Below are 15419 nucleotides of genomic sequence, written 5' to 3'. Positions count from 1 at the left end.
TATCAACTCGCCGGCCTGTCGGCCCCGAGTTGACCGGCTTCTTGCGCCGCCCTTTCGCGCAGATTGGCAAAATCCAGCATCATTCCCGTCAGGAGCATCGACACCAGCACCAGCGCCGAATTTGCGATACCGAGAGGTCCCTGAATAGGACTGAGAAGGACACTGGCGAGTACGAACACTAGGAGAAGCACCGGCGTCATCAGACCGGAATGCCGGCTTCCCGCCGCGCTCCAGCCCGCCAGGCCTCCCCAGAAGGCGACATAGACGATCGCGCCGACGAGACCGAAATCAATGAAGGCCGCGGCCCAAGCGCTCGGGAAGAAGCCGTAGATCAGGGCGGCCCGCTGCTCTGCCTCCATAACCGCCACTTGATCGCTACCAGGGGACAATATCCGCAACAACGGCGACAGCACACCGACCTCGTACAGGCCCCATTTGGGTGTGAAGTTGTCGCGCGCCTTCCAGACGATGTCGACGGTCCGCACACCATGAGTCAGATAGAAGTAGGTGCTGAGGCCGATCATCGCTCCGCGCGCAGAAACGCGGCCGGATTCGATAGCTGAGGTCACATAGCCGCGCGGCTTCACGTCCCAGGCTTCCAGCATCATTGCCAGAACGGCCTCTGTCGGGCTCGTGCTGGGCGCCGATTGCGGGGCCGCGCGCGCCTCAGCAATGCGCTTGTTGAGCTGGGTTGCGGTCACGGCCCCCGCCTTGGGGCGGGCAGGTTCACCTAATACGGCTGGGCCGCCGGCCGCGGATGCATCGCGCAGGTTCTTCTCCTGCAATTCGGTGATGAGCGGCGACATCTGGATGCAAAAGTTCTGTCTGCTGGCCCAGATCGCGCTGGAATAGACCACAAACAGGCCCACGGCGACGACGGTCTTGACCAGGAGATAGTGGCCGCGCGGCAGCAGCGTTCGCCCCTGCATGAGGCGTACCAGCATCGCCATCGCGACTAGAACGAGAACCAGCAGGATCGGCATCCGCCCCGAATAAAGCAGCGCATACCCCACTGGAGAGACCATGGAGACTTGCGCCAGCGCAGCCGGCCACCCCCTGATTTCCTCCCCCTTCAGCAGGAACAGCACGACGGAAGCGAAGCCGAAAGAGAACATCGCGTAACCGGCATAGAGCAACGGCGTGCGCTTGATCGCGATCGTGTCGACGAGCCCCGGCGCGCAGCGCAGCAGTTCGGCATAGCTGCCGTTGCTGATACCGCTGAGGATGGTCCGATCGAGCGCCACAAGCGCAATGCCGACGATGCCGAACAGCGACACGGCCATAATGACGTTGTTGAGCGTCGGCGCCGAGGGATGCGGGGAGCGGACCTGGCGAGTGAACCAGCGATCAAAGACGAGCCTGCCGCCCCCATAGGACAAAAGAAAGATCGCCAGCCCAAGTGCGACCAGAGTCAGCACGGCGGTGGACGGCTGTCCCGGATATTCGATCGGGCCGACGGCGACGCCGACGAGCGCCACGACCCAGATCACGGTCATCAGAATCGCGGGCGAAGCGAGAGCGCCGAACAATCGAACGAGCCGCTGCTGCATACTGAAATCCAAGAAGCGCCCCCCTCGGGTTACGACGTGAGATTGGCTCGATGCTTAGGCATGAACTTGTCCTTCACGGATAGAGCATGTCCGGATCAGTGGGAAGGCCGACGGATTCGGTCGCGCCCGGCTTCCTGAAACTTTCTCGCATCCTGTAGATGGTGAAACCCACGAGGGAAAGGAACAAGCCGGCGCTGGCAACGCCGCCGGCGAGTGCCGCCCCGTAGATGCCCAGCACGGGAATCAGCGCCACGTTCAACAATGTCGAAACGGCGGCCGACCCGAGGTTGCAGAACAGCAGATATTTGTCCGACCGCGCCGCGTAGAGCGCGTACGATGGAACATCCGCCAGCATGCGCAGGAATATCCCCGGCAGCATGGCATAGAATACGCCGATGCTCGCTGCGTAGGTGGACAGCCCGAGCAGCGCGAGCATGGGTCCCATGGCAAAGGTGGAGAGGATCATGGTCGCGCAGACCAGCGCCAGCATCGACCAGAAGAAGGAGCGCAAAGCCGTGCGATAGGCCTCCCTACCCGCAGCATAGCCCGCAATGACTTTTGGCAGGAACTGATGCGATACTGAGCTACCCAACGACAACAGACCGATCAGGATCGTCGAATAGAACGTATAGATGCCGAGCGCGTCGCGCCCGACGAACGCGTCGATGACGAAACGGTCGACATAGGAAATGACCAGGGCCCCCGCCGCGGTCAGCATGAACGGACGTGCGGTCCAAAGTCCTTCCCGGATGTTCTGGAGATCCGGCACGTACCCCCTCAGCTCGCGCCACGGCAACTCCGAGAGTGAGAACGCGGAGAAGACAATCGACGCCACACCCCCCAGCGCCCACCAGACTAGAACCGTCTCAAGCGTCCGCATCGAGGGCAACACGAACATCAGCACCGCAATCGCATACACCCAAATGCCGCCGCGCAGGAACACGCCGATATAGGCGCGCACGGGCCGCCCGGTGATGATCAGGATTCGCGTCGCCTCCAGCGAGATGTGCTCGGTGACGAGAATCACTATGAACCAGGGCGCTAGGCGCGCTGGAAAGGAACCCACGGAGATCGCAACGGCGACCGCGATGCCGACCGCCACCAGCGCCGCCGTGCCAAGCGTCATCTGGTCCGCGATGATGCGCGCGCGCCGCTCGGGCGTCGCCGGCACCAGCTCCCGCAGCGTATAGGAATAGAACTCCAGGCCGACTGCGAGCAGCGCGAAGGCCAGCGTTGCGGCCAGGAGGCCGTATTCACCCATCTCGGCCGGCGACAGCATGCGCGCGAGGAGGAGCGACAACAGGAAGCGGCTCGCCAGCGTGAGCGCACGCAGGACCAGCGCCGCCACCGTGCCGGCGACCGCCGGGCGCCTCACGAGGTTAAGCAGACGAGATCGCATCGCGCTGTTCCATCTTCGCCGACCACGGGCATAAGTTGCAGGCGCGCTCCCCACGGGATCGTCAGGCGGCCGTTCTGCAGGATTTCAGGAATCGCGGCAGGTGAGCATTCAGTGAACGCACCAGCGGCTCGACCGCGGCCCGCAAGGCCTCGTTCTCAGGATCGAACTTGCGCCAGCCGAAATAGTCGCCTTCGACGCTGATCGACGCCAGGTGCCGCATGATCGCGCGCCGGGTCCTGTCGAGGTCGTCGGGGGATCGCCACCGCGCCAGCCGCTCGGCGAGGCCGTCGACTTCGTCGGTGTCGCGGACGAGCAAGAAGTGCTGCTCTGTCGCGTAGTACGGCTCGGACGCAATCGAGCACAGCCCGGCAAGCGCGGCCTGGAAGCCAATGGTACCGGTGAAAGTGACCGACACCGCGCACTTCCCGATCAGGAAATTCGCCGGCACGTCGTAGGGCACCAGCACCACGAATGGCAGCTTTGCCAGGCGCTCGAACAGCTCGCGCTGGCGGAAACCGAACTGCAGCGGATGATCCTTTACGAAAATGCGGTAGCCGACGCGGCCGAGCACTTCGCAATAGCGCACCACGATGTCATCGTGCGCCAGCATGCCCTGCGGCTCAAGCCAGTAATCCATCGAAGCTTCCGGGAACAGCTGAAGCCCGAGGAACACCCGCTGTTCTCGCGGCACGTCGGCGAGCCGCTTGTCCCAGCCGTGATGGAGCAGCCCTAGCACGGCAACGTCACGCATGCGCACCTTGTGCTTCAGCCGTTTCAGCGCGTCGAGATAATGGCAATTGTAGCGATCGCGCTTGAGGAAGCGCCAGACGTTGAAGAAGGCACCGCGCAGAGTGTAATAGCCGAAGATCCGCCAGAACCTGGCGAGCGAAAACCTCTTGGCATCGCGGACATAGGCCGGCGCAAAATCTTCCCTGCAGAGCTGGCCGACTGCCGCATCGATGTCCTCACTGGAGGGCTCGCGCAACCCGAGCGGCTTTCCGCGGCGCATCAGCATGATCTGGTTGGGAATGATCGAGGTCGTCATCTCCAGGAAGTCGATGCCGCGCCGCCGCGCGATGCGCTCCATCACGTCCATGACGTAGCGGTCGATGGTGAAGGTCATGATGAGATCGGGGCCGAGCTTGTGAAAAGCCTGCTCGACCGCCTGCGTCATGCCGCCAATCATCTTCAGCGCGAGATCGCGATCGATGCTCCTGAGCACCCGGCAGCGCAGAATAATATCGGCACACCCATCCTCGCCGAACCGGCCGAGCGCCGCGGCCACGGCATCGCCCCGGTTTAGGAAGCGATAGAAATCGTCGACTAGTGAATAGTCGCCGTCGTTGCGCAAATCGCTGAGCACGACCGCGTCGGCAAATTCCATGCGCGAGGCCAGATATTTCCACCAGGCCGTTGTGCTGTGAATGGTGAAGAAGACGATCCGGGGCATCAGCTCTGTTTCGTGCCTTGGACCGCTCCGGCAAGGAAGGGACTGCTCGGCAAGTTGATGCAACGGGTATTCATATCCTCGGCGACGGGAAGCGCTGCGCGCGGGCATTCGCGGTACATCGGCAAGAGGTGCATCGGCGCCCACAGCGGGCGCGCGCGAATGCCGTGGCCGTGCAGGGCTTCGAGCAGGCGGTCGCGTTCGGAGGCGTATTCGCGGTCGAGCACCAGCGTGTTGAGCCAGTAATTGCTCTCTGACCCCTTCGGCTCGCGATAGATGCGCGCCCAGGGCAAATCGCGAAAAGCGACAAGATAGCGCTCAGCGAGCACGCGCTTGGCTGCGACTATGCTGTCGAGCCTCTCCATCTGCGCGCAGCCGAGCGCCGCGTTGATGTTGGGCAGGCGGTAGTTATAGGCAACCTCGTCGTGCTCGAAAGCCCAAGCATGCGCCTTCTTTGCCGTGGAGGTGAAGTGCCGAGCATGGCGGGCGTGCGCCTCGTCATCGGTTACGATCATGCCGCCGCCGCCTGTGGTGACGATCTTGTTGCCGTTGAAGCTCAATACCGCGGAATGCCCGAAGGTGCCGCAGCTCCTGCGGTTCAGGGTTGACCCGAGCGACTCGGTCGCATCTTCGACGACCACCAAGTCGTAGCGGGCGGCAACCGCGCCAAGCGCGGCCATGTCGACGGGATGTCCGAAGATATGTACGGGAACGACGGCGCGAAGGCGGCGGCCGGTGTGCTTGTTCACCCAGGCGCCGTTTTTCCGCACCGCAACCAAACCGAGATGTGCCTCGAGCGCGAGCGGATCAAGCCCCAACGTCTCCCAGGTGGAGTCGACGAAATGTGGCACGGCGCCGGCATGGCTGACGGCATTGGCCGTGGCGACGAAGGTAATCGAGGGCAGCAGCACCTCATCGTTCGGCTCGACACCTTCGAGCACCAATGCTGCATGCAGCGCGGCCGTGCCGTTCACGATCGCAACCGCATGACGCGAGCCGGTCGCGGCCGCCACCATCTCCTCGAAACGGGTGACGTATTTGCCGGCTGACGAGACCCAGTTAGTCTCGATGCAGTCGAGCACCAGCTCGCGCTCGCGATCCCCGAAACGCGGCTCGTGCAGCTCTACAGGACGCTGCACCGACCCGAGCGCCGCATCGACGGCATCGAGCACGGGCTTGAGATCAAACAAGGCGGGACGATTCTGACTCGCTTGTGCAGGTAACATATTCATCTTGCTCACAGCGTGTAGGCATTGACGCGATAGCGAGCCAGGTTCTCCTGCTTGGTGAACCAGGCGATGGTCTGCTCTAGGCCCTTGCGCAGGCCGTCGACGCCGCCAAAACGCGGTGACCAGCCGAGCAGCTTTTGCGCCTTGGCGTTGGAGGCCCAGAGGCGCTCGACCTCGCTGCGCTCCGGGCGTACGCGCACGTCGTCATGCTCGATCTCGATCTCCGCGTTCATCAGCTCGGCGATGAGCCGTGCGGTGTCGCCGATCGAGATCTCGAAGGCGCTGCCGATGTTGATGACTTCACCGATGCTTGCCTTGGAGCCGAGCGCCGCCAGAAAGCCGCCGACGGTGTCGGTGACATAATTGAAGTCGCGCGTCGGATGGATGCTGCCGAGCTTGATCTTTCGCGCCCCCGCCGCGATCTGGGTGATGATGGTCGGGATCACCGCACGTGCCGATTGCCGCGGTCCGTAAGTGTTGAACGGTCGCACCACCGCAACCGGCGTGCCGAACGAGCGCTCGAACGACAGCGCAAGCTGATCGGCGCCGATTTTAGTCGCAGAGTAAGGTGACTGGCCCTGGAGCGGATGCTCCTCGGTAATCGGAACGAATCGCGCGGTGCCGTAGACCTCGCTGGTTGAGGTGTGAATCACCTTCTCGACCCCTAGATCGCGCGCCGCCTGCAGCACATTGAGCGTGCCGCGGATGTTGGCTTCCACATAGGTGTCGGGCGAGTGATACGAATAGGGAATTGCAATCAGCGCTGCGAGATGCAACACGGCATCGCACCCCTTCATCGCTGTGCGAACGCCGTTGGGGTCGCAAATATTGCCCGCGAAGATGTCGAACTCCTTACGGATTTCGGGTGGCGAGGAATCAAGCCATCCGTGCGCGCCCATGCTGTTGTAGTGCAAGAATGCGCGCACCTCGACCTTGCGCCGGACCAGCTCTTCCGCAAGGTGCGATCCGATGAATCCGCCCGCCCCCGTCAAAAGTACTTTTCGCAAGATTTCAGTTCCCCTCTACCCGGGCCAACCGACCTACCATATCGATTCTAACAGGCTTCTAAACACTCCGGCTGGAGGAGGCCAGCTTTGAATGAATCAGATCAACCAATTGGCTCGGGCCTTGTAAAGCAGCAAAATCGCACAACCGCTCAAGTCTTTGACAATTCGGACAATTCTCCACTCAGGCACGGTTGGTCGCCTGCGGATAGCTGTGCAAATTAACGCGGAATTAGATCACGCGGTCTGCTGCGTCAGCCTGGTTTCGGCGAAGATCGGCAGCGACCGGGATGCTGTTCCTCGTCATACGCGGCAATTGCGCTCCCCGATTCAACTCGCAATGACGAGAAGTAGCAGCAGCACGCTCGGAAATGGATCCCGGTCTATACCCCTCAGCATTGAAATTGGGGCCGGCTCCGTCGCGCACGAATGCTAGACAGACAGACGTGATCGGGGCCGGGCGGCTCTATATTGACACCACAAGACGACTGTGGTGCTAGAATGCAACTTTCCAACTGAGGTTCGAAGTGAATTTTCTTAGGTTGGGCGCACGTCCCGGTGGGCCTTCTGGTCGAAATGTTTTCATTGGTGCAACCCTTGCGCTCTATACCGCTGCCAACGCCATGTTCGTCATCGCGTATGGGCTAATGGGCATCCAAGGAAACTCCGTCGTCACTGGAGGCTATCTAATCACGTGCGCGATGGCCCTACTATATTTGACGTTTCGGCCTGTTAGACCCCAAGTCACCGATTATCTCTTCTGCTTATTCCTCCTTTCCGCAGCGTTGTCGTTCCTCGTCAACGGCCGCACGGCATCAACAAAAGATACCGCTCTCTTTCTCATCGCACTTGGCGCGTATCCATCCCTTCGTTGCTTCGCCTTCACGCAGCCGCGGATGCAACAATCATTCATCCTTGTAACAGCTTCGATCGTTGCACTCGGTACCATTCTCACGGCCTATGCGATGGTCACACAATGGGGGGGGCCATATGTGAGACCTTTAGTCCTAGGTGTGAATGATGCTGCCGCTACGTTTTTTCTGATGGCTTGCGGGCTTCTGATAGTAGGGGTCACAGCGACAGGTCTTGACAGGCGAAAGTCGCTGCTGCTGTCAGCTTTTGTGTTCCTTCCAGCCTTCGTATTTTCAGCTTCTCTCGTGCGAGCGACGTTCATGGCGATCGTCGCGACGCTTGTGCTCAACCTTGTTTTGGCCGAGGCCAAACAGCGCATGCATTTTGCAGTTGTCATTGGAGTCTTCCTTATTGCGATCGTCCTTGGCCTGACGCCGCGTCATCTGTTCACGAATGGAACCGCCCGAACCTCAGCTGAGACGCTCGGGCCAGCCGAAATCGTAACGTCGTTCCAGATGGCAGCGATCGAAATAGCTGCGCCGGCCCAAATCGAAGTGCCAACCTTTTCGGGACCAGTATATCCCGGACGCAAAAAGAAAGACGTGACCGCTGAACTCGGTAAGGCGCCCCCGAGTTGCACGGCCAACGTTAACATGGGCGACTCGGTCGCGATTAGAGAGGCGCTTATCGGAGACGCCTTGTGGTTGCTCCCTTCAGCCGGCCTCTTTGGTTTTGGATTCGGCAATTTTGCTTCCATGACGTGCTTAGAAACGGAAGTTCACAATAGCTACCTGCAGGCTCTCGTTGAGTTTGGATGGATAAGCGGCATCTGCGTTGTCGCAACCCTTTTGATCAGTTTCTATATGCTGATACCGCATTATCGAAGCAACGATGGTGCAAGATTTGCTATTAGCGGATTGACCTACGTTGCCATGCTGAGTGCTGCACACGGTATTTTGAGCGAAGATCGCCTGCTTTTTGCAATGCTAGGAATCGCAGCCACTACCTACGAGACGCTGGCACGCGGCGTTCGCGGATCTGAGACCTAACTCCTTGTGCGATCATCCTCAAGACGGCTGCCAGAGCGAGCGCCGAGGCATGATCGCCAGAACCGCAACGTTGGTTTTGAGGCTCGGATCGCGAAGCACGTTGCCTCTCAGATCACTTCGCAAAATTTAAGGCTACCCGGAGACGTAGCGCCATTGGCTTTTCAACCACGACAGGCTTGCCGTCACGCCCGAAGGCGATCGCGGTTGAGATGCGGCCCCGCTCGGTGGTTAGCACCACGACGGTGTCGATGTCCTCGCGACAGATCGTCAATAACGTCATAGGAGCGACGGCGTTTTGGCCGCGACCGCATCGGCGCGCGCTTATCCGAACAACACGGCCCCCTTTTAGGTGGGCTGAAGACTACCTTCTTCCTGCGCCACGGGCCACTTCGGTCGCAAGGTGGACGAAATCCGCGACGAACGCGCGAACCCGCTCATCGAGATCCGGCTGCAGCTGCCGAACAATTGCGTCAGGCGCGTTCTCGGCGGCATCCCGGATGAGATCGGCCAGCTCCTTAGCATCGTCAACGCCGAAATACCGCGCCTTACCAACCGTCTGCTCGCGATGGACATCAAGGCCAGACAGAAGCATCGGGACACCGAATGACTTTGCTTCCTCGACCGTCGTACTCCATCCTTCGCAGCGCGATGGATTGATAAGTGCCGTCGACGCGCGCAGGAGGGCGTAAACGTGATCCAGTGGAATCATTCCGAGATGCTTGAAGTTCGTCTCGAGACCGCGCGATCGGACGTCACTCATGGTCCGCTCGAAAAGTCCGGATTCACGGGTGTCCTGCGTACTTCCGGATGCCACGACGACAACGTCGAGCCCCCGGCATTTCAGGAGACCAAGCGCATCGACCACGATCTGGTGATTCTTGTGCCTCCAGAACTGGTTCGGCAGGTAGAAATACCGTTGCGGAAGGTTATAATAGTCGATCACTTCGGACGGCTGCGTGGTGAGCAGATTGGCAGGAGGCTCCGTCGCAAACCGAACGACAGAAACGCCGTTCGAAATGCTCGGATAAAACCTTCTTAGATCACTCAGCGCGCTGGCGCTGCTCAGCATGATGTGCCGGCCGGACGCGATCTGAACCCGAAAGCCAAGATCACGCCGCAAATATGCTCTCCGGGAAAAGAGATGCGGGAGCAGACGGTGCTGAAAATCCGGAAACCACGCGATTGTTGGAAACGGTAGGCGCCAGCCAAAGAAGCGGGCTGATTCGAACACCATGTCGATCCGCCGCGCGCGGAACTCGGCCACAGCCGGTGCATCCCGTCCGAGCGCGAGCGCACCGAAGGGTCCGGTCCCGGTACGGTCGAACGCAGCCGATTGAACGAGATCCACTGCCGGGATCTTGGCGAGCGCCGCGATTTCCTCGGGATCGTCCTTCGTTCCGGCGAACAGCACCGGTGTGACCGTCCCCGGACTGTACCGATTCAGAACCTCGAATAGATTCCGCTGATAGTTGTGACCGCCCGCCCATAGGTGGTGCGGGATGTTGGTGAAGGCGACGCGGAGCGGCGCGCGCTCAGCCACGAGCCTGGCTCCTGAACCATTCGACGTAGTCGGCGAGACCGCGCTCCAGTGGAAAGCGCCAATCGAATTTCATCTCGCGCAAGCGCCCGTCCTCCGCCAGCAGGCTCATTGGGTCGCCCGGCCGCGCCACGCCGGAATAACGCACGACAGTATTGCTTCCCCAATTCCGGATCAAGCCGTCGGCAATGTCGGCCACGCACGTCCGGCGCCCCGAGCCGCCATTGATCACCCAAAAATCATCCTGACACGCGTCCGCCGCCACGCGCACCAGCAAGCGGGCGACGTCACGAACGTCCGTCCAGTCCCTTATCTCGGCCCCGGTGCCCCCGAGTTTGAGCGGCTGTTCCTCGCCCTTGAGCCGCGAGCAGATGTCCCAGAGAAGTTGCTTGCGAAGCTCCGGACCGTAGACCGAAAACAACCGCACGACAGTGCAGCGAAGGCCGAAGCTCTGGGCATAGCTCCGGCACAGCTGCTCCATCATCAGCTTGTGATGGCCGTAGGGCGACATCGGCGCCAGCGCCACGCTTTCGGCGATCGGACCGGCATGGTCTGCGCCGTAGACCGCCGCGCTGGACACCACGATCAGCCGGCAGCTGGGCGCAAAACTTCGGAGCCACTCGAGCAGACGCGCCGTGCTCGTCACGGTGCGCGAAAAATCCTCGAACGGGCGCGCGATCGATAGCCCGACCGACGATCCGCCAGCCAAATGGAAGACTTGCGACGGCAGCCCGTGCGAGGCTGCAAGCGCGTTCAGATTGGCCGCGTCAACTTCGCCATTGATCCAAGTCTGCAAACCGAGAGCCTGTGCCTGGGCCGGATCGAGCGCACCGTGACCGACGCCATGGACCGCATGCCCGGCGCTCGCCAACTCGCGAACGAGATGACGTCCGATGAATCCGTTCGCACCGGTAACCCACGTGGACATGTCCTAGACCTTGTGACAGACGAACGAATAGAGCCGGCCGGGCCGGTGGTCAAAGCGCTCGGCAAGCGAGAGCAGGGACTCGAAGACATGCTGCGAAGCAAACGCCGCGCGCCACAGCGGGCCGGCGGGAATCTTCCGCGTCAGTTTTTCGACGACCGCGGATCGCAGCGTCTGCATCGTATACGGGAACAGATTGATCGCGCTCTGCAGCGGAGCCAGTGTCCCGACAGTGGCGAACCCGGCCGACTTCAACGCGCCGGTATAGCGGTCGAGCAGGTAGGCATGCTCGCCCCTGTAGAGGTGATGCAGCGGGTGCTGATCGAGGAATTTTTGAAGATCGCCTTCCTTGCTGATCACGTGCTCGCGCGCCGCGATCAGCATACCGCCGGGGCGAAGCACGCGAAACATCTCGCGGCAGGCACCATCAAGGTCGCGCGTATGATGGAGCACGGCGCGCGCGAAAACGAGATCGAAAGTGTTGTCGGCGAACGGCAGGCGCTCGGAAAACTCCTCGACCACGTGGATGGGCAGCTGCGTGCTCGCCGCAAGAGCCCGGATTGCCGCAGCGCCGACGATGGCGCTGCCATCGGGCTCGAGTGCAGTCACCTCGAATCCGCTGCGAGCCAGCGCGTAGCTGGCAATGCCGCGACCCGCTCCCACATCGAGAGCCGTGCCGGAGCGCCCGGCCAGGAGCGCCGTGACCGCCTGCCATTCGGAACTCTGAAAATAGCGCTCGGCGGCGGCGATCAGCGGATCATCGTAGAAGGCGTCGCGCACGAGCTGACCCTGATCCGGCTGATTGCGCAGCCAGACAACGGCATCCTCCCACGTCGTGAACTTGTCGTCACCGCTCATCGGACCGGAGCTCCCTGACCAGCACAGCCGGATTTCCTGCCACGATCGAGAAGGCCGGCACGTCCTTGGTCACGACGGCCCCGGCCGCCACCACGGCCCCCGGCCCGACGGTCACGCCGCGCAGCACCATGGCTCCAGCGCCAATCCAGGCATCATCGCGGATCCGGACCGGGCTTTCGTCGAGCGAGAGTTCGCGCGGATGACCACTTGTGAAGATCTGCCGGACCTGCGCGTGCCGCGCGGCCGCCCCGATCGGATGGGTCAGACTGTCGAAGACATTTGCCGAATGGGAGATCAGAACCCGGTTTCCGATCTCGATGGAGCCGGCCGACCAGATGCGCGTTCCCTCGCCGACATAGCACCATTCCCCGATCTTGATCTCGCCGCCATGGGCGAAGGTCATGAGTTCGCCGAGGATACGGCTCTGTGCGCCGATGACGATCCTGTCGGACTCGCCGCGGATGTTCCTGATCCTCGCGCTGGCTCCGAGCGCTGCCCCGTCGCCGAGACGGCAAGTCGCCCGGCCCATCATGCGCTGGATCAGGTAGTCGGTATTGCGGCCGGTGAGCCGCTGGATCAGGAAGTCGAGGTTCATGCAATCAACTGAAATCGCGTCGTTCTGGACGCTCTAGCACGGCTAAACCCGTCCGACGAGGTCGCCGAACTGCTTCCATTGCGCGTCCTTGCTGTAGATGTCCCGGATGCGGGCCCGACCAAGCGCAGCGATCTCCGCCAATCTGGGCCAGTCCTGCAGGCTGCGTGAAATGACCTCGACGGCCTGTTCGGGGCTATTGTAGGTCTCGATAGTCACCCCCTCCTGCATGCCGGCGGGATAGCTACCGGCGTCGGAGACAAGCAGTGCGCCGCATCCCATCGTCTCGAAGCAACGCATGTTGCCGCGATCCGTGCCGGCCATGTCGATCGCGCCGTTGAACACGATCTTCGACGAGCCAATCAGTTCGTAGAGGGCTCTGCCGAACACCGGCGGCCTCGCAATGGCGGCGATGGCATCGGGGCGCCGGTGCTGTCGCAGTGGCAGCAATCGCCCGATCGTGCTCTCCGCGAGCCTGGTCAGGCGCGATGCATCGAGACAAAGCACGATATTGCGTCTATCGGCGAGCTGCGCAACCTGCTCCAGCGTCCTGGCACGCACGCGATGGTGGCGCGAGTAGCCGCCGGCGAAGGCGACGTCGATCGGGCGCTCGCCGTGACCATACTCGTCCATCACCGGATCATGCGCCGGAAAGAATGTTTCGACCCGGCATCCGTTGCGGCGCCAGATATCGAGGATCGAGGGAGCATTTCCGAGCACGGCGTGATAGGCCGTGAAATCGGCATTTCCCGACGGCGCGGCACGCCAGCACAGCGCCTTCTTCACGCAGCCCGGCAGCTTGGCAACGAATGCGCTCTGGTACCGCACGGGATCGAGATTGTAGAATACCTCGGTGGCGTGATGCTCGATCTGCGCGAGCAGAATGGCCTCGAGCGTGGGCTCGCCCGACATGCCCTGCTCGCGCGCCCAGCGGCGCTGCAGGACCTCGTCGTCACCGTTGGTGAAGAAGGCCTCCGGCGAACCGTCGAGCACCGGTTGAAGAAAATGCGACGCGCCGAAACGGTCGTCCAGAAACACGCGCCGCCGCTCCGCGAAGCTCTGCGTGCCCGCCGCGAGCTGGTTCAACCGCGGCAGATAGGACGGATAGAGGGCGCTATTCTGGAACAGACGCATCGTCTACGCGTACCTCGCCAACATCCATTTCATGTTCAGATACGGCCAGATCCGCCCGACCGACTCCCAGTCCCATGACTTCGTCGCCGTCAATCGGTCGACCGCCCCGCGCAGATCCGCTTCATCCACCAGTTCCGAAAACGCCGGCACATTCCTGTCCAGCAGGTCGGCCGTCCAGCTGGCCAGCGGTGCGTTCAACCATTCCGGCATCGGTGAATTGAAGCCGACCTTGCGGCGCGCGATGCGAATGGACTCCGGCATCAAATTGGCCATCGCCCGCCGGGCAACAGCCTTGGTATAGCCGTCTGCCGACTTGCTGCTTTCGGGAAGCGCCATCGTATAGGTCACCAGCCGCCAATCCATGAAGGGCATGCGAACTTCGACGCCGTGCGCCATTGAAAGGCGGTCGAAGTTGCGCAGGATGGTGGGCAGCACCGTGCTGTGAAACATCCGATAGAGGCGCTTGTTCAAGCCACCCCATTCACGCGGCAGCACATCGTCCTCCGCTATCAGCGGGAGCGGGGCGGGAAGATTGCGCAGGCCACCGCGCAGAAAATACACGCCCTTGCGCTTGAGGGCCAACGCACGCAGGACATCCACACAACGCCGGGCCAGTTTCGAACGCGACGCGAGGTCCTCTGCCGCGTTCCGTATTTGAAACGCGCGCGCTTGTCCTTCCTGCAAATAGCCGCCCATCAGCTCGTCTGCCCCGTGGCCGTCGAGTGACACCGTCACGTTGTTTTGGGTCAATTGCCGATAGAGCAGCCATATGGCGCTGGGCAATGCGATGTAGACGTCATCGAGATCGTCGAGAATCTGATCGATGTCCGTCAGCGCATCGGCCTGTCCGATTTCGAGAAAAATAGGATCGACATTGGCCCAGACGGCGGCCTCCTCGGCCATCGGCCTCTCGTCGTTCAAGGCGCCGGGGAACGTCGCAACGAAGGCGTGACGCCATGCCGTGCTGTCGCGCGGCCCCATGCCGTCCTTCTCGTGCGCCGCCATGGCGCAAATCACGGCCGACGAATCGAAGCCACCGGATAGGCATGTTCCGATCGGCACATCGCTGCGCATGCGCAGGGCCACGGCATCCTGGAACAGCTCGCGAAAGCGCGCGACACGCTCGGCTTCGGTGGCCGGCACCGGCGGCAGATGATCCACGGTCCGCCACCAACGCTTGACACTGACCTTGCCCTGGCGAAGCCACATGCAGTGGCCGCCCTGCAGGCGGCGAACCTGCCGAAACAGAGTCCGCTCGCTTCCTTCGATCCCGAAGGCATCGAGCAGCAGCCGGCGTGCAACCTCCATGTCAACGGAAGTATCGATCAGTCCGCTCCGCACCAGCGCCCGCTGCTCGGACGCGAAGATGAATCGTTCCGGCGACGCGGCATAGAGCAGCGGCTTGATACCGAAGCGGTCGCGCGCAAGGAACAGCTCGCGGGTGCTGGTGTCGAAGATCGCCAGGGCCCACATGCCGTTGAAGCGGGGCAGCATGTCCTCCCGCCAGGCCTGCCAGGCGGCCAGGATCACTTCGGTATCGGATTGGCTGCGGAACACCGCGCCCTGCGCCTCGAGTTCGCGGCGAAGCTCGAGGAAGTTGTAGATCTCGCCGTTGAACACGATCACATGGCGGCCGTCCGCGGACAGCATGGGCTGATAGCCGCCCTCGCCGGGATCGATGATCGCCAGGCGGCGGTGGCCGAATGCGAGGCTTCGGTCCGCGCTGAACCAGGTCCCCTCGCCGAACGGACCGCGATGGGCGATCAGGCGGGTCAGCCGCGAGATGTCGGCGGGTTCGACCGCATTGCCACCCAGATTTACGATGCCTGCGATTCCGCACATG

The 15419-nt window shown here is 62.0% G+C and carries 12 protein-coding genes; 1 reads left to right on the top strand and 11 read right to left on the bottom strand.

Translation table 11 applies throughout. The features are described 5' to 3' along the window. Positions 1–2: 2 nt before the first annotated feature. From IVB36_RS17015 to IVB36_RS16995, 5 genes are all read right to left on the bottom strand, one after another. Positions 3–1550 (bottom strand): hypothetical protein, encoded by a 1548-nt coding sequence (locus IVB36_RS17015; RefSeq protein WP_247392350.1) that lies wholly within the window; start codon positions 1548–1550, stop codon positions 3–5. A 73-nt stretch (positions 1551–1623) separates the two neighbouring features. Next, positions 1624–2949: an oligosaccharide flippase family protein gene (locus IVB36_RS17010; protein WP_247392348.1), complete on the bottom strand. Its 1326-nt coding sequence runs from the start codon at positions 2947–2949 to the stop codon at positions 1624–1626. A gap of 61 nt (positions 2950–3010) precedes the next feature. Continuing rightward, on the bottom strand, positions 3011–4399 hold the full coding sequence (locus tag IVB36_RS17005) for an alpha-2,8-polysialyltransferase family protein (protein ID WP_247392345.1): 1389 nt from the start codon (positions 4397–4399) through the stop codon (positions 3011–3013). After that, the gene (locus tag IVB36_RS17000; protein WP_247392343.1) at positions 4399–5586 is read right to left on the bottom strand and encodes a LegC family aminotransferase; all 1188 of its coding nucleotides are present in this window, start codon (positions 5584–5586) and stop codon (positions 4399–4401) included. Before IVB36_RS17000 ends, IVB36_RS17005 begins: the two co-directional genes overlap by 1 nt. A 47-nt stretch (positions 5587–5633) precedes the next feature. Then, positions 5634–6632, bottom strand: coding sequence for an NAD-dependent 4,6-dehydratase LegB (locus IVB36_RS16995; RefSeq protein WP_247392342.1), 999 nt, complete (start codon positions 6630–6632; stop codon positions 5634–5636). Between the two features lie 524 nt (positions 6633–7156). Between IVB36_RS16995 and IVB36_RS16990 the strand changes: the two genes are divergently transcribed. Beyond that, entirely contained in the window at positions 7157–8530 is a 1374-nt protein-coding gene (locus tag IVB36_RS16990; RefSeq protein WP_247392339.1) for a hypothetical protein, read from the top strand. Between the two features lie 361 nt (positions 8531–8891). Here IVB36_RS16990 and IVB36_RS40445 read toward each other — a convergent pair whose 3' ends face one another. From IVB36_RS40445 to asnB, 6 genes are read right to left on the bottom strand one after another with little or no spacing between them, the layout of a single operon-like run. Then, complete coding sequence (locus IVB36_RS40445; protein ID WP_247392338.1) at positions 8892–10070, bottom strand: glycosyltransferase family 1 protein; 1179 nt, start codon at positions 10068–10070, stop codon at positions 8892–8894. After that, on the bottom strand, positions 10063–10995 hold the full coding sequence (locus tag IVB36_RS16980; RefSeq protein WP_247392336.1) for an SDR family oxidoreductase: 933 nt from the start codon (positions 10993–10995) through the stop codon (positions 10063–10065). The genes IVB36_RS40445 and IVB36_RS16980 overlap by 8 nt, the downstream gene beginning before the upstream one ends. 3 nt (positions 10996–10998) lie before the next feature. Then, a complete protein-coding gene (locus IVB36_RS16975) occupies positions 10999–11850 on the bottom strand; it encodes a class I SAM-dependent methyltransferase (RefSeq protein ID WP_247392335.1) in 852 nt (283 codons plus the stop codon). Continuing rightward, positions 11840–12445 (bottom strand): acyltransferase, encoded by a 606-nt coding sequence (locus tag IVB36_RS16970; RefSeq protein WP_247392334.1) that lies wholly within the window; start codon positions 12443–12445, stop codon positions 11840–11842. The genes IVB36_RS16975 and IVB36_RS16970 overlap by 11 nt, the downstream gene beginning before the upstream one ends. A 42-nt stretch (positions 12446–12487) precedes the next feature. After that, positions 12488–13576 carry a glycosyltransferase gene (locus tag IVB36_RS16965; protein ID WP_247392332.1) on the bottom strand — a complete coding sequence of 363 codons (1089 nt, stop codon included), beginning with the start codon at positions 13574–13576 and terminating at the stop codon, positions 12488–12490. A gap of 3 nt (positions 13577–13579) precedes the next feature. Next, positions 13580–15418 (bottom strand): asparagine synthase (glutamine-hydrolyzing), encoded by a 1839-nt coding sequence (asnB, locus tag IVB36_RS16960; protein WP_247392330.1) that lies wholly within the window; start codon positions 15416–15418, stop codon positions 13580–13582. Position 15419: the final 1 nt, after the last annotated feature.

The organism is Bradyrhizobium sp. 35, assembly GCF_023073215.1.
GTDB lineage: Bacteria > Pseudomonadota > Alphaproteobacteria > Rhizobiales > Xanthobacteraceae > Bradyrhizobium > Bradyrhizobium canariense_D.
The sequence above is the reverse complement of the archived record's forward strand: the minus strand, read 5'-3'. Positions and strand labels throughout refer to the sequence as shown.

What these genes read in the sequence shown, in the direction of transcription:
- IVB36_RS17010 (WP_247392348.1), bottom strand. Translation starts at nt 2,949, where the DNA reads ATGCGATCTCGTCTGCTTAACCTCGTGAGGCGCCCGGCGGTCGCCGGC.
- IVB36_RS16980 (WP_247392336.1), bottom strand. Translation starts at nt 10,995, where the DNA reads ATGTCCACGTGGGTTACCGGTGCGAACGGATTCATCGGACGTCATCTC.
- IVB36_RS17015 (WP_247392350.1), bottom strand. Translation starts at nt 1,550, where the DNA reads ATGCAGCAGCGGCTCGTTCGATTGTTCGGCGCTCTCGCTTCGCCCGCG.
- IVB36_RS16965 (WP_247392332.1), bottom strand. Translation starts at nt 13,576, where the DNA reads ATGCGTCTGTTCCAGAATAGCGCCCTCTATCCGTCCTATCTGCCGCGG.
- IVB36_RS16970 (WP_247392334.1), bottom strand. Translation starts at nt 12,445, where the DNA reads ATGAACCTCGACTTCCTGATCCAGCGGCTCACCGGCCGCAATACCGAC.
- asnB (WP_247392330.1), bottom strand. Translation starts at nt 15,418, where the DNA reads ATGTGCGGAATCGCAGGCATCGTAAATCTGGGTGGCAATGCGGTCGAA.
- IVB36_RS16975 (WP_247392335.1), bottom strand. Translation starts at nt 11,850, where the DNA reads ATGAGCGGTGACGACAAGTTCACGACGTGGGAGGATGCCGTTGTCTGG.
- IVB36_RS17005 (WP_247392345.1), bottom strand. Translation starts at nt 4,399, where the DNA reads ATGCCCCGGATCGTCTTCTTCACCATTCACAGCACAACGGCCTGGTGG.